The following is a 13,385-nucleotide window of genomic DNA, read 5'->3' as shown; positions in this document are numbered from 1 at the left end:
ATGCCTGACCTGGATTGCCCATGAACGGAATACGGACAATTGACAACCTGGACGGCGGCGCTATAGTTTCCGGACACCCTGATGATAAAAATGGGAGGAGCCAATGACGGTTTACCCTGTTACCGAAAGTTTCGCCGCCGAGATCGGCGATATCGATCTCTCGAAACCCCTGTCGGGTGAAGACTGCGCCGAAATAGATGCGGCGTTCAATCGCTACTCGGTGCTGGTCTTTCCTGACCAGCAGCTATCGACCGACCAGCACCTCGATTTCGCGCGCAACTTCGGCCCGCTGGAAACCACCATTCATGCCACCCGCAGCGACGCGAAGTTGCGCGTCCGCGCCGAAATCGCGGACGTATCCAACCTGGATCCAAACGACGGGATCTGGGGCGAGAAGAGCCGCAAGCGCATGTTCGAAATGGGCAACCGGATGTGGCATACGGACAGCTCGTTTCGACGTCTGCCGGCGAAAGCCTCGCTGCTGTACGCACGCAGCATTCCACCGGTCGGCGGCCAGACCGAGTTCGCCGACATGCGGGCCGCCTACGATGCCCTCGCGGATGAAATGAAACTACGCCTGCGCGGGCTGGTTGCCGAGCACGCCATCATGTACTCGCGCAAAAAACTGGGCTTTACCGATTTCTCCGACGAGGAGAATCAGACGCTGCCGCCGGTTCCGCAGGCCCTGGTACGCCGGCATGCCGGGTCCGGGCGCATGGGGCTGTATCTCGCCTCCCACGCCGGGCGGATCTTCGGCATCAAGGAAGAGGAAGGCCAGGCATTGCTACAGCAGCTCATCGAGCACGCGACCCAGCGGCAGTTCGTCTACACGCACCGCTGGCGCATGCACGATCTCGTGATGTGGGACAACCGCTGCACCATGCATCGCGGCAAAGGCTACGACGATTTGCGCTGGCCGCGTGACATGCAGCGCGCGACGGTGTCGGACGTTGCGCCCACGTGCGAGCAGGAAGGGATCGAAGTTCCTGCAGCAGCTTAGTTCCTTGGGGGCCAAGAGCCCTACAACCTGACTCCAGGCCCGCTTGTCGATCTGAATTCCCTCTGGTCAGTTAGCGGCTCGTCGGGCAACCGAGACGGTCCGACTACTCCATTGTAGCGTTCTTCGATACTCGGAGCAGCGCTGGTAGCAACACCGCCCGGCCGGCTTGCCCGCACCAAAGGTTGGCAACAGCATCCCGCCCAGCGCGATCCACGTAAGGACGCGTCGGGATGCGGACAGGTCCAGTTTTTCTTGCCCGCGCGTGGTTGTGAAAGCCAAGAGGGAGAGGGCATGAAGACCAACGTGTTGCGAGGATTGAGTGTTTCAGTGCTGACGACGGCCATCATGCGCTGCACGCTGCATTTGGCTATCGTGCAGATCCTGTGCGTGATTTTGTTCGCGGCCTGGGTGTTCAGCATATAGATTTCGGACTCGTCTCCCACTAGAAAGTATCGGCCTAACCCGACGTGAGCAACGCATCGAAAGGCGCCGCCTGGCGCCTGTAAAGCAACGGGCACCGATTGGTGCCCGTTTGCTTGGTCTCCATACCTGCGGCAGGCCTGGCGCGGATTACCTTACTTGCAACTGGTCAGCGGGTCTTTGCAATCTGAATGGGTCGATTGAATATGACGTCAGCGCGAATGCTCCCGCCCCTTTGTACCCTGGTTTTCTCACACGGGCGGGAACGCTGGCCAGATTAGCCGCGGCAGATTACGAAACGATGAAACAACCCGGCCTTTTGTTGCTCATTCAAATTTGTAGACGTGATCGCGTTCGTTCGAGAAAAAAAGTTATGCACGCTTGACCCGGTCTATCGCCGGCACTCGATCATGCCGGAATGCCTGGGCGCCAAAAAAAACGCCCCGAACGTGAAATCGATCGGGGCGTTTCATTTTCAGGAAATCGATTCCGCTACGAGAACGAACGCTTTTTCGTGTTCGAAAAAAGCTCTTTCTCAGCACCGGAATTGTGATCGAAGACGCCGGGGAGCCGGCGCCAAATGACAGGGAAGCGACGGCCCGTCAGGCCGCGACCCAACCGTACCAGTGGTGGCTCGGGTCAGCGCCCTCCTCGAGATAACTCATCTTGATCCGGCTCAGATAGTCGCTGGGAATTTCGTTGCGTTTGGCATTCACGTCGACGCCGAAAACCCGCGCCCCGTTCAGGCCGAAGATCTGCTCCTTCACCGAGCGGGTCAGCGGTGCGTACCCATGCTTCTCGATCAGTGCGTCGGGAATCTCGAAACGCCGGAACGCTTCGATCTGCCACTGCGGCGTGCCGTACCAGATCGAGTCGGTCCCTCATAGCACGTGGTCCGCGCCGAACGCTTCGATCATCTGGCCCAGCAGATGGGCGCAGGCCGTGGGGTTGGTCGTGACGAGCTGCGCAAAGGTGGAGCCCAGCTCCATGTAGATGTTGTTGATGCCTGGATTCTTCTTCTTCATCTCGCAGAACTCGGTGGTCCAGGGCACCTCGCCCGACGCCTTCGCCGCCGCCACCCCCAGCAGCCCGGAGTGGTAGGCGAGAAAATCGATGTCGGGAAAATCCCTCGCCGCCTTGATCAGATCGCGCGGATGGTTGTAATCGGCGACGGGGCCGAGCGGCAGGCCCTTGTGGACGCAGAAGCGCCGTATTCCGAGCTGGCGGGTCTTTTCGAGCATGGGGTAAGCGATCTTCTCGTCGTCGACGAACCAGCCCCGGTCGAACCCCTTGGGACAGGACCCGGTGTAGCCCTTCCAGGCGTCGACCTTCAGCGTTTCCGCCTGCATCTCCATGAAGTCGAGATCGGTCTGCCCCAACTGCGGCGTCACCAGACCATGAGCCAGCATCCGGCGCGACTGCGTGATGCGGTTGATCTCGTCACGGATGTGCGTCATTTCTTTCGGCGGAACGACCGCCTCATTCGGATAAGGCCCAGGCGGCGTGGAGATGAGCCCGATCGCGGTCTCACTGTCGAGGAACACCTCCTTGATAAAGTTCTGCCACGAAAGGTCGGCGAGGGTGCCGCTGTCGGATGCGAGCTTCGGATTCATTTGCTTCGCCCGACCGCGCAAGCGCAGTAGATTGCCCTTGGCGACGGCGCCTTTGCGCTCGGCCTCCGCATTCGTCGGGTCGTATCCCGCCCCGACATAGTGAAGCTGCACGTCGAAGATGAAGAGGGGACCGCCTTTGAGTTCCCGTGCGGCCGCCTGATCCGCCGCCTCGGCTTCGGAGACGTTGAAGAACCGGCCGAAGACCGCATTCATCGCGAGGAACGACGTCACCATCCCGCCGCTCGTCCGCAGGAAGTCCCGCCGGCTGACGCCGAGCCTCGCGGCCAGGCGTCCCGCCTCGGCCAGGATCCGGGCCTCCACCTCCCGCTGGGCGGCGGTCTGCAGCAGCGGCGGAAACTCCTCGTTGGATACAAGCCGGGTCGGGATCGGCACTTCCGTTCGCAGACCTTGGCGCATGCCGGGGCGAACACGGAACGCATGACGATTCAACTTCATCATCGACTCCTCATGTTGACGGTGACCAGCCGGCTTTCGGTAGCGCGTGCCACCTCCAGCACTCGGATGACATGGAGTGTAATAGCCGATCATCCGATGTCAACCGCGGCTTGGCCGGGAAGAAAGGAAAGGATCAGGCTGCGCTGGCCCCAAGAAAACGCTTTGTGCACACTGCAGGAGCGCCCCGGTTTTTCCTCCACGTACCCACTCCAGAGGGTAGGCGCTGAAAAAGAAACGGGCACCATTCGGTGCCCGTTTCATTTGATCTAACTGCGCTCAGATCGGTTTGTTCCTAATGTGAAGCGAGGCGAGGATCTGCCTGGATCGATCATTGCCTCACGCGACACTCGTCACAGGGGCGACGCCTCGCTTCGCTCCGGGCTTGGGCCCCGTGGCGCGCGGCGGTATGTAGGCGGACAGACGGCAACTTACGCCCTCGACCTTCTTTCCGTTGAAGAATCGTGTCGCCTGACAGCAGATCACTTCTCCCGCCGATGAAAGTTGCGAAATGTGTTTCTGAACCAGCGCCTTAGGCATGCGGAGCGCCTTGGCAATCTCGGCGTCCATTTGTTCGCCGTTGTCTCTCAGAAATTGGAGAATTGAGGTGTTCATCCGGGTATCCCTACGGTGCATTCGAGTGTGACCGCGCATTTTGCGCCGCAGACTTTACCGGGGCAAGTCTCATGCTAGGTAATCTTGGTGGGCGACCAAAACATTATGCAAGAATCTTCTTGACTTTAGTCTGATTGTTTCAGCGGTCTTCGGACGTTTCGCTTGCCAAGGCGAAGCAGTCATTCAAAACCACGGGAACGGATGGGGGATTAACCGGTCGGTAGTGGCACATCCCATGAAGACCATTTATTGACCGGACAAGCTGCTATTTGAGAAAGAAAGTTTATGCGCACCGCGAGCTTGATCCGGGTTTCCTCGCTCCTCTTTGGCGGTCTCCGGTGCCGTTCTCGAAGAGCATGCGCTGGCACCGATAGTCGAAAAAAAGGGGAGGCACCCCTCCCCAGGAACAGAGCGCACCCACTCGGGAGAGAGACATCCGGTGCGCCTGTGGGTATTCGGTGTTGGGCCAGCTTGAATACGCGAGTCAGGACAAGGCGCCGTCGACCGAAAAACCGTCACGCGATCAAGCGACATCCGAGCAGGTAGACAAGTAACTGTTTGAGCTGTTAGGCAGACCAAGGGGTCCACCCTCTGCATGACCATCGGCAGAGGGCGGACCTTATCGCGCGGCCTTACCGATAGCCGCCGGATGCCGTAATTCTCTCGCCCGTCAGCCATCCGGAGTCATCTGAGGCCAGGAACACCGCAACCTGCGCGATGTCCTCCGGCTGCCCAAATCGTCCAAGCGGGGTCTCCGCCACCATCTGCTTCTCGAAGTCGCTTCCGATGACTCCGATCCGATGGGTGCCTTCCGTTTCCACGCCACCCGGAGCGATGGCGTTCACCCGGATCTTCCTGGGTCCCAACTCCTTCGCAAGCCCGCGCGTGATCGAGTCCACGGCGCTCTTGGTCGCCGCGTACACCACCGAGTTTGGCACCGGGTTTGCACTGGCGACGGAGCTGATGTTGATCACGCTTCCGCCCTTGGGCCCGAAATGCTTCATCGCCTCCTGAATCGTCAGCATCGGACCGAGGACGTTGGTGTTGAACTCCCGGTGGAACTCGGCCTCCGTGACCGCCTCGAGCGGCTCAAACTCAAAGACCCCCGCGTTGTTCACGAGCACATCCAGCGATCCAAACACCTTCTTCGTTTCCTTGAACAGCCGCTGCACGTCGGCCGACTTCGACATGTCGCCCTGGACCGCGATCGCCTTGCCGCCCTTGCTGCTGATCTCCGCGACAACGCGGTCCGCACCCTCCTTGCTGGAGGCGTAATTCACCACGACCGCAGCCCCCGCAGCGCCCAGGCCCTTCGCGATCCCCGCGCCGATTCCCTTCGACGCGCCCGTCACGATGGCCACCTTGCCTGTCAACTTGCTCATCTGCATTCTCCTAATCAATTCGTCTTCAATTAGACGATTAGACAAGTATCTAACTGAAAAAGCGTGAAGTCAACCATGCACGGCTCTGCAGGATTAAATTTTCGAGAGTCGGTCCAGGTAGGCGCGCAGTACGTCGCGTTGGAGGACGAGGTTCATGAACTTGCCTTCGCGAACGATATGGACCAAGCCGGCCGTCTCCAGCTCTTTGATGTGATGAGAGAGGGTCGCGGCGCTTACGTCGTGGGCTTGGTGCAGGACGCTGCAGGGACACGGGTCGTCGGAGGACCCGATCTGCTTGAGGATCTGATAGCGTCGCGGTTCGGCCAGGGCGCGGGAGATCCGCGCAATCTGCCGGTCCGTCAGTCGAGCATCTTTGGAGGTTGCCATGATTCCAAGGTAAACCCGATCGGATTCGGATGTCCAGGAAAGGTCAATATATGTATTCCTGCGATGACGGTGCGCCTAGGTGCGTGGTATGGCATTCTGATGTGACCTGCCGTGCCGGCGCAGACGGGTGGTATTGCTCGGCACATCTCTTGCCTTACCATCCGGGCAGTCCGCGAAGAAAAGGGGTCACATATGCGCTTGCGCTTACTTCTGGTGCTTGCCGGATTTTTCGCATTGATTTTGTGCGGGCCAGCGTCCGCGCAAGGCGAGAAGATCCTGCGCATCACGCCGCAGTCGAATCTCACCATTCTCGATCCGATCTGGACCACCGCCTACATCACCCGCAATCACGGCTACATGATCTACGACACGCTTTTCGGCATGGATGCCAAGGGCGGGATCCGGCCGCAGATGGTGGACAAATACACGGTCAGCAAGGACAAGAAGACCTGGACCTTCACGCTGCGCGAAGGACTTGCCTTTCACGACGGCGCCACGGTCACCAGCGAGGATGTCATCGCCTCGCTCAGCCGCTGGGGCAAGCGCGACAGCATGGGCGAGAAGCTCATGTCTTTTGTCGAAAGCATGGAAGCGATTGACGCCAGGAGCTTGCGCGTGAAACTCACCGAGCCCTACGGTCTGGTGCTCGAGTCTCTCGGCAAGCCCAGCTCCAACGTCCCTTTCATCATGCCCAAGCGGGTGGCGGAAACGCCCGCCGACAAGCAGATCGACGATTACACCGGCTCCGGTCCCTTCATTTTCAGGAAAGACGAATGGAAGCCGGGTGAGAAGGTGGTCTACGTCAAGAACCCGAACTACCAGCCGCGCCCGGAACCGCCCAGTGGTACCGCCGGTGGCAAACGGGTCAACGTGGACCGCGTGGAGTGGGTGATCATCAAGGATCCCCAGACCCAGGCCAACGCGCTCGCAGCTGGCGAGATCGACGTAATCGAAGCGCCGGCTCACGAGCTCTATGCATCGTTCAAGGCGGACAAGAACATCCAGGTGGTTGAGACCAACCCGCTCGGATATCAAGCGATATTGCGCTTCAACCAACTGCAACCGCCCTTCGACAACCCCAAGGTGCGCCAGGCGGCAATGGCCGCGATGAACCAGCTTGCGTTCCTGCGCACTCAGGTGGGCATCCCCGAGATGTACCGCACCTGTTTTTCCGTCTATCCCTGCGGTACCGCTTATGCCACCGAAGTCGCGATGGACTTTATCGCCAAACCGGACATGAAGCGGGCCCAGCAACTGCTCAAGGATTCCGGCTACGACGGTACTACGGTAGTGATCATGCAGCCCACCGACCTTGCGGTGATCGCCAAGCTGCCGGTCGTCGCCGCCCAGTTGCTGCGCCAGGCCGGGTTCAAGGTGGACATGCAGGCGATGGACTGGCAAACGCTGGTGTCGCGCCGGGCCAAGAAGGACCCCGTTTCGCAAGGCGGGTGGAATATCTTCCTCACGGTCTGGGCCTCGGTGGACGTGATGAACCCGATCTCCAATTCGGCGCTCAACGCCGCCTGCGACAAGACCTGGTTCGGCTGGCCTTGCGACAAAGCGCTCGAGGACTTGCGGGATGCCTTTGCCCGTGCGGACGACCAGAAGTCACGCAAGACGCTGGCGGAAAAGACGCAGGCGCGCGCCATGGAAATCGGCACTCACGTGCCGGTAGGCGAGTACAACTTTCCCGTGGCGGCCCGCAAGAATGTGACCGGGTTCGTGATCGGCTTCTTCCTAGTGCCCTGGAATCTGCAGAAGCACTGATCGCGTGCAGGTCGCCGGGGATCTGCTGCATCGAGATCCTGACGGTATGCCCGATTAACCAGATTCGTCAGCGACGAACCCTTTCTTCCAGATGCTTCGTTTCATTCTGCGCCGGATTCTTGCCACGATTCCCGTCCTGCTGGTGGTGGCGGTGTTCGTGTTTCTGATGCTGCGGCTCACGCCCGGAGACCCGGCGGCGGTGATTGCCGGCGACAGCGCGACGACTGAGCAGATCGCGAAGATCCGCGACAGCCTCGGGCTCAACAGGTCGCTCGCGGTACAGTTCGGCATCTGGATCGCTGCCGTTCTCCGCGGCGATCTCGGCGAGTCGTTCTTTTTCAAGATGCCGGTGACCGCGCTGATCGCGCAGCGGCTGGAACCCACGCTCGCGCTGGCGCTCGCCACCATCGTGCTCGCGGTACTGGTTGCCGTTCCGCTTGGGGTGCTGGCGGCCTGGCGACGCGGTGGCTGGCTCGACCGCGTCCTCATGGGTTTTTCCACGCTCGGCTTCTCCATCCCGGTATTCGTGCTTGCCTACCTGCTGATCTGGCTGGTTTCGCTCAAACTCGGCTGGCTTCCGGTGGAGGGCTATCGCCGGATTGCCGATGGCTTGATTCCATGCATGCGACATTTGATCCTGCCGAGCCTCACCCTGTCGGTGATCTACATTGCGTTGATTGCGCGCGTTACGCGCGCCGCCGTATCCGACGCGCTTACCGAGGACTTTGTGCGCACCGCGCGCGCGAAGGGGCTGCCGGAGCCCGTGGTGCTGGTCCGCCATGCGCTGGCCAATGCCGCCATCCCTATCGTGACCGTGATCGGAATCGGCATCGCGTTGCTGATCGGTGGCGTGGTGGTGACAGAGAGCGTCTACGCGATCCCCGGACTGGGGCGGCTTACCGTGGATGCCGTGCTGGCGCGCGATTTCCCCACGATTCAAGGCGTAATCCTGTTGTTCTCCGCCGCATACGTGGTTGTCAATTTGCTCATCGACCTCAGTTACACGTTGTTCGACCCACGCATTCGCTACTGATGATTCCGCTTTCCGATCCGACTCTGGAATCTCCCGGACGGGATGAAGCGCTTGCGGCGCGAGGTACGTCGCGCAGGCTGCTCGGAAACACCGCGGTGCTGATCGGCGGGATGGTGCTCATCGTGCTGGGTATCGTGTCCGCGTGCGCGCCCTGGCTCGGCACCATCGATGCGACATGGATCGACCCGACCAATCGCGACCTGTTGCCGGGCGCCGCCGCCACGGTCACCACGCTTCTCGGGGACAGCTTTGCCCATACCTTCTGGATGGGCACCGACAGTTATGGGCGCGATATCTACAGCCGGGTGCTCTACGGCGGCCGCGTCTCGCTGGTGTTGGGAATAACGGTGGCTGCGCTCAGCTTGCTGGCGGGTGTGGCCATCGGGCTGGTGTCCGGCTACGTGCGCTGGCTCGACGGCATCGTAATGCGCATCATGGACGGGATAATGGCGATTCCCGGGCTCCTGCTCGCGATTGCGCTGGTGTCGCTGTGGCGCGCCTCGTTGTGGACCGTCATCCTGGCCATCGCCATTCCCGAGATCCCACGCGTGACGCGGCTGACGCGCTCACTGGTGCTGTCGATCCGGGAGGAGCCCTACGTAGAGGCAGCGGTAGCGGTCGGCACCCGCACCTTCAGGCTGCTCTACCGCCACATCCTGCCCAACACGCTGGCGCCGCTGATCGTGCAGGGCACCTATATCTGTGCATCGGCCATCCTGGTCGAGGCGATCCTGAGTTTTCTCGGTGCGGGTCTGTCAACGGACGTGCCGACCTGGGGCAACATCATGGCCGAGGGGCGGCTGCAGTTTAACCAGTATCCGCACAATGTCCTGTTCCCGGGCGTATTCCTCGCGCTCACGGTGCTCGCCGTGAACATGCTGGGTGACGGGCTGCGTGACACGCTCGACCCGCGTTTCAACGAGCGTGGGGCGCGCAAGATATGAGCGCCGCAATGCCGGTTCTGCGCGTTGAAGACCTGCGCGTGCGGCTGCCGCCCGGCGCCGATCGCCTACATGCCGTCGACCGGGTCAGCTTTGAAATAGCTGCCGGGCAAGTGGTTTGCCTGCTCGGCGAATCGGGTTCGGGCAAATCGGTCATCGCCCATACCGTGATGGGTCTGCTGCCGGCCGGCGTGCGGCCGGTTACCGGACGCGTACTGCTCGCGGGCGAGGACTTGCTGCAGGCGGCGCCGGACAGGCTGCGCCGGTTGCGCGGAGAAAAGATGTCGATGATATTTCAGGAGCCGATGACCGCGCTCAACCCGGTGATGACCTGCGGCTCTCAGATCGACGAACTGCTGCGCCAGCATACGGCTGTCAAACAGGCGCAGCGGCGCGCGCGCATCCTGGAAATGCTCGAGCGCGTGCGGCTGCCGGACCCGGCGCGAATCTACGCCGCCTACCCGCACCAGCTTTCGGGCGGACAGCGCCAACGCATCATGATTGCCCTGGCGCTGATCCTGAAGCCGATGCTACTGATCGCAGACGAGCCCACCACCGCGCTTGACGTCACCACCCAGGCGGAGATCCTGCACTTGATCCGCGAGCTGCAGCGCGAAAACGGTACGGCGGTGCTGTTCATCACTCACGATTTCGGCGTGGTCTCGGAGATCGCCGACCGGGTCGCGGTGCTCAAGCTCGGCGAGCTCGTCGAATCCGGGCCGGCGCGGGAGTTGCTCGTGCATCCGCGGCACGAATACACGCGCATGCTGCTCGATGCCGTACCCAGCCTCGTTCCGCGCAATACGCAATCGCGGGCACAGGCGCCGGTTCATCTGCGCACCCGCGCCCTCGGTAAGGTGTTCGAAAGCGGCCGCTGGCTGCGCAGCAGCCACCAGGTGCGGGCGGCCGAGTCGGTAGAACTGAGTGTGAACCGGGGAGAGACGCTCGGCATCGTCGGCGAATCCGGATCGGGCAAGTCCACCGTCGCCCGCATGATCGCGCGGCTGATTGAACCCAGCAGTGGCGAAATCGAACTCGACGGCGAGGTGGTGACGCGGCTGCGCGGCGAGGCGGCTTTGCGCTTCCGCCGCAAGGTGCAAGTGGTGTTCCAGGACCCGTACCGCTCTCTCAATCCGCGCCGAACAGTCGGCGCCGCGATTGCCGAGGGACCGATGAATTTCGGTGCGGCCCGCAGTGAAGCTTACAAAAAGGCGGCCGAGCTGTTGGAGCTGGTAAGCCTGACGCAACGCTCCCTCGACCGCTATCCGCATGAGTTTTCGGGCGGACAGAGGCAGAGAATCTGCATCGCCCGTGCGCTCGCGATCGAGCCCGAGGTGCTGATCGCTGACGAGGCGGTCTCCGCGCTCGACGTCTCGGTTCAGGCGCAGATTCTCGATCTGCTCCGGGACCTGCAGGGGCGCCTGGGACTGACCATGATTTTCATTACGCACGATCTCAGGGTTGCGGCGCAGATCTGCAATCGGGTGGCGGTGATGCAGCGGGGGCGAGTCGTGGAGCAGGGGCCGATTGCTGAAGTGTTCCGGCATCCGGTCCATGCGTACACCCGAGCATTGCTGGAAGCAGCGCCGGGGCGCGGCTTTGCTTTCGGCGGCGTTAACTGATCAGACCGGCAAGACAGAAGAACGAACGCATGCGCGTCGCCATAGCCAGAGAGCCAACAGAGGGCTAGAGGCGTGAGAGCCAGAGTGATGCCAGAGGGGTCAGGCTGACGCGATTTTCCGATTTGACCCCATCAGTACGTTCATGCCGCGAGGCGGATCGTCACGGGCTGACCGGAACGGCTCCGGTTGCCAAAGTCCAAGTACCCTCGGCTGATGTGACATCGGCGCCGACGACTTGCAGGAGCGCGACATCCGAACCGGGATTATATTCTGCGGAAATCACCTTGAGTTTCTTCGTCGGCGGCAGAATGAAGCACTTGTTCCCGCCGGACTCGAACAACATGGCCCTGGCTTTGGCTTTCTCGCGTCTCACGAGATACGTCAGGTATTCCTGCAGGCCTTCCCGGGAGAAACAGGCTGGAGTCGCGGTTTTGAACTGGATGATTGTCCCGGGACGGATCTTCGTCTCTTCGGCAAAGCCTGACGACAAAAGCGCATTGAGCAAGAAGCCGGCTGCCACCAGCATGCCTGCGTGTCCGATCTTGATCATTCGCGAACGATTTTCCCTGGCGCACGACGGCCAGCAGGTTGCAGATAGCGGTTTCATACACTCACATAGTAGGCGCTAGGTGGCATGCGGGTCTGTCAGAGACGTGCATAATTGCATATTGGCCCTCATCGCATCTGGTTCGATCCAAACTCACTTTAGTAGTTACGTCTTGGCCGCCTTCTGCGTCTCCGTCCCACCAACGCCCTATCAAGCACTGTCATCCCGTACTAACGAACGATGATTTTCACACACCGGTTGCGAGCTTCGGCCACGGCATTGTGAAGTGGGAATCAGTAGTTCGCGCTTGCCCTACCTGGCGGCCTGCAGTCGTTGGTAAAAGGCAGTTTATGCTATGCGGACCTGATCCTCATCAATCGATATTCAAGATCCATATCCCGCCAGCGCAGATTTGAAGGATCATTGCTGTGAGCCACGGCCCGGCGAGTTCGTGAGTGCACGACTTTTTCCTCTTTCGACGAAGGAATCGGCATGCAAAAACGCAAGCTCGGCCGCTCAGGCCTGGAAGTCTCGTCCCTCGCATTCGGTGGCAACGTCTTCGGGTGGACGGCTGACGAGGCGACCTCGATGCGCCTGCTTGACCGGTTTGTGGATGAAGGCTTCAACTTCATCGACACGGCCGACACGTATTCGCGCTGGGTCCCCGGCAACAAGGGCGGCGAATCGGAAACCATCATTGGCAAATGGATGAAGAAGAGCGGTAAGCGCGACAAGGTCGTCATCGCCGCCAAGGTCGGCATGGAGATGGCGCCGAACAAGAAGGGCCTCTCGCCCGCTTACATAAAGCGCGCCGTCGAGGATTCGCTCAAGCGCCTGCAGACCGACCATATCGACCTGTACCAGTCGCACACCGATGACGCGGGGACGCCGCTGGCGGACACGCTGGGCGCCTACGACGCGCTCATCAAGGCCGGCAAGGTCCGGGTCATCGGCGCCTCGAACTACAGCGCCGAACGCTTCGAGGCAGCGCTCACCGTGAGCAATCAGCACAATCTCCCGCGCTACGAGTCGATGCAACCGAACTACAACCTCTACGACCGTGCGGATTTCGAAGCCAGGCTGCGGGAGGTCTGCGTTCGCAACAACGTGGGCGTAATCAGCTACTTTTCTCTCGCGAGCGGCTTCCTGACGGGAAAATATCGTTCCGAAGCGGATCTCGCGAAAAGTCCGCGCGGGCAAAGCGTGAAGAAATACCTCAACGAGCGGGGCTACCGCATTCTCGACGCCCTGGACAGTGTTGCGAAGGAAACGTCGTCGACGCCGGCGCGCGTCGCGCTCGCCTGGCTGATGGCCCAGCCCGGAATCACGGCTCCGATTGCGAGCGCAACGTCCCTGCCCCAACTCGAAGATCTGTTCGCAGCCACCCGGCTGCAGCTCGATGCCGTCAAGCTCGCACGGCTCGACGCGGCGGGCCGTTGAGTCGGATCACTTCCTTTCTTAACTAGGCGGGGATTCCGCAGGTCCTGGAATTACGCAGCCGAATGTCCGAACGTCCCGCAGTGAAAAGATCTCTGATCAAAATCCCCGCAAGAATCAAGGCACGATCCCGTCGGTTGACTTTCTCCTTCCGCCAACTATGATGTT

General features: G+C 61.0%; 12 protein-coding genes. 6 read left to right on the top strand and 6 right to left on the bottom strand.

Translation table 11 applies throughout. The annotated features are described in order from the left end of the window. The first annotated feature begins 103 nt into the window (after positions 1-103). Positions 104-1,000, top strand: a complete 897-nt coding sequence (locus HY067_13830) for a TauD/TfdA family dioxygenase (GenBank protein ID MBI3529035.1) — start codon at positions 104-106, stop codon at positions 998-1,000. Between the two features lie 1,022 nt (positions 1,001-2,022). Here the strand turns inward: HY067_13830 and HY067_13825 are convergent. The 5 genes from HY067_13825 to HY067_13805 all read right to left on the bottom strand — a co-directional run bounded on the left by HY067_13825 (position 2,023) and on the right by HY067_13805 (position 5,870). Then, positions 2,023-2,187, bottom strand: coding sequence for a hypothetical protein (locus HY067_13825; GenBank protein ID MBI3529034.1), 165 nt, complete (start codon positions 2,185-2,187; stop codon positions 2,023-2,025). 114 nt (positions 2,188-2,301) lie between these two features. After that, positions 2,302-3,492, bottom strand: a complete 1,191-nt coding sequence (locus HY067_13820; GenBank protein MBI3529033.1) for a hypothetical protein — start codon at positions 3,490-3,492, stop codon at positions 2,302-2,304. A 333-nt stretch (positions 3,493-3,825) separates the two neighbouring features. Next, positions 3,826-4,101, bottom strand: a complete 276-nt coding sequence (locus HY067_13815) for a helix-turn-helix transcriptional regulator (protein MBI3529032.1) — start codon at positions 4,099-4,101, stop codon at positions 3,826-3,828. Between the two features lie 632 nt (positions 4,102-4,733). Continuing rightward, the gene (locus tag HY067_13810; GenBank protein ID MBI3529031.1) at positions 4,734-5,483 is read right to left on the bottom strand and encodes a glucose 1-dehydrogenase; all 750 of its coding nucleotides are present in this window, start codon (positions 5,481-5,483) and stop codon (positions 4,734-4,736) included. A gap of 93 nt (positions 5,484-5,576) precedes the next feature. Next, positions 5,577-5,870: a helix-turn-helix transcriptional regulator gene (locus HY067_13805; protein ID MBI3529030.1), complete on the bottom strand. Its 294-nt coding sequence runs from the start codon at positions 5,868-5,870 to the stop codon at positions 5,577-5,579. A gap of 192 nt (positions 5,871-6,062) precedes the next feature. Here HY067_13805 and HY067_13800 point away from each other — a divergent pair, with 192 nt between their 5' ends. The 4 genes from HY067_13800 (at position 6,063) to HY067_13785 (ending at position 11,233) form a co-directional block, all read left to right on the top strand. Next, on the top strand, positions 6,063-7,637 hold the full coding sequence (locus HY067_13800; protein MBI3529029.1) for an ABC transporter substrate-binding protein: 1,575 nt from the start codon (positions 6,063-6,065) through the stop codon (positions 7,635-7,637). 91 nt (positions 7,638-7,728) lie between these two features. Next, positions 7,729-8,670 carry an ABC transporter permease gene (locus tag HY067_13795; GenBank protein MBI3529028.1) on the top strand — a complete coding sequence of 314 codons (942 nt, stop codon included), beginning with the start codon at positions 7,729-7,731 and terminating at the stop codon, positions 8,668-8,670. Beyond that, on the top strand, positions 8,670-9,614 hold the full coding sequence (locus HY067_13790; GenBank protein ID MBI3529027.1) for an ABC transporter permease: 945 nt from the start codon (positions 8,670-8,672) through the stop codon (positions 9,612-9,614). The genes HY067_13795 and HY067_13790 overlap by 1 nt, the downstream gene beginning before the upstream one ends. Further along, positions 9,611-11,233, top strand: coding sequence for an ABC transporter ATP-binding protein (locus HY067_13785; GenBank protein ID MBI3529026.1), 1,623 nt, complete (start codon positions 9,611-9,613; stop codon positions 11,231-11,233). Before HY067_13790 ends, HY067_13785 begins: the two co-directional genes overlap by 4 nt. Before the next feature lie 160 nt (positions 11,234-11,393). Here the strand turns inward: HY067_13785 and HY067_13780 are convergent, their stop codons facing one another. Then, positions 11,394-11,783 carry a hypothetical protein gene (locus tag HY067_13780; protein ID MBI3529025.1) on the bottom strand — a complete coding sequence of 130 codons (390 nt, stop codon included), beginning with the start codon at positions 11,781-11,783 and terminating at the stop codon, positions 11,394-11,396. A 489-nt stretch (positions 11,784-12,272) separates the two neighbouring features. Between HY067_13780 and HY067_13775 the strand changes: the two genes are divergently transcribed. Then, positions 12,273-13,220 (top strand): aldo/keto reductase, encoded by a 948-nt coding sequence (locus HY067_13775; GenBank protein MBI3529024.1) that lies wholly within the window; start codon positions 12,273-12,275, stop codon positions 13,218-13,220. Positions 13,221-13,385 lie beyond the last annotated feature (165 nt).

Source organism: Betaproteobacteria bacterium (assembly GCA_016194905.1).
Taxonomy (GTDB): Bacteria; Pseudomonadota; Gammaproteobacteria; order Burkholderiales; family JACQAP01; genus JACQAP01.
Note: the sequence above shows the minus strand (reverse complement) of the source record. Positions and strands in the feature narration are given on the sequence as shown.

Coding starts and splice junctions, on each gene's coding strand:
- HY067_13800 (MBI3529029.1), top strand. CDS start 6,063: ATGCGCTTGCGCTTACTTCTGGTGCTTGCCGGATTTTTCGCATTGATT.
- HY067_13790 (MBI3529027.1), top strand. CDS start 8,670: ATGATTCCGCTTTCCGATCCGACTCTGGAATCTCCCGGACGGGATGAA.
- HY067_13795 (MBI3529028.1), top strand. CDS start 7,729: ATGCTTCGTTTCATTCTGCGCCGGATTCTTGCCACGATTCCCGTCCTG.
- HY067_13780 (MBI3529025.1), bottom strand. CDS start 11,783: ATGATCAAGATCGGACACGCAGGCATGCTGGTGGCAGCCGGCTTCTTG.
- HY067_13810 (MBI3529031.1), bottom strand. CDS start 5,483: ATGAGCAAGTTGACAGGCAAGGTGGCCATCGTGACGGGCGCGTCGAAG.
- HY067_13785 (MBI3529026.1), top strand. CDS start 9,611: ATGAGCGCCGCAATGCCGGTTCTGCGCGTTGAAGACCTGCGCGTGCGG.
- HY067_13775 (MBI3529024.1), top strand. CDS start 12,273: ATGCAAAAACGCAAGCTCGGCCGCTCAGGCCTGGAAGTCTCGTCCCTC.
- HY067_13820 (MBI3529033.1), bottom strand. CDS start 3,492: ATGATGAAGTTGAATCGTCATGCGTTCCGTGTTCGCCCCGGCATGCGC.
- HY067_13830 (MBI3529035.1), top strand. CDS start 104: ATGACGGTTTACCCTGTTACCGAAAGTTTCGCCGCCGAGATCGGCGAT.
- HY067_13815 (MBI3529032.1), bottom strand. CDS start 4,101: ATGAACACCTCAATTCTCCAATTTCTGAGAGACAACGGCGAACAAATG.
- HY067_13805 (MBI3529030.1), bottom strand. CDS start 5,870: ATGGCAACCTCCAAAGATGCTCGACTGACGGACCGGCAGATTGCGCGG.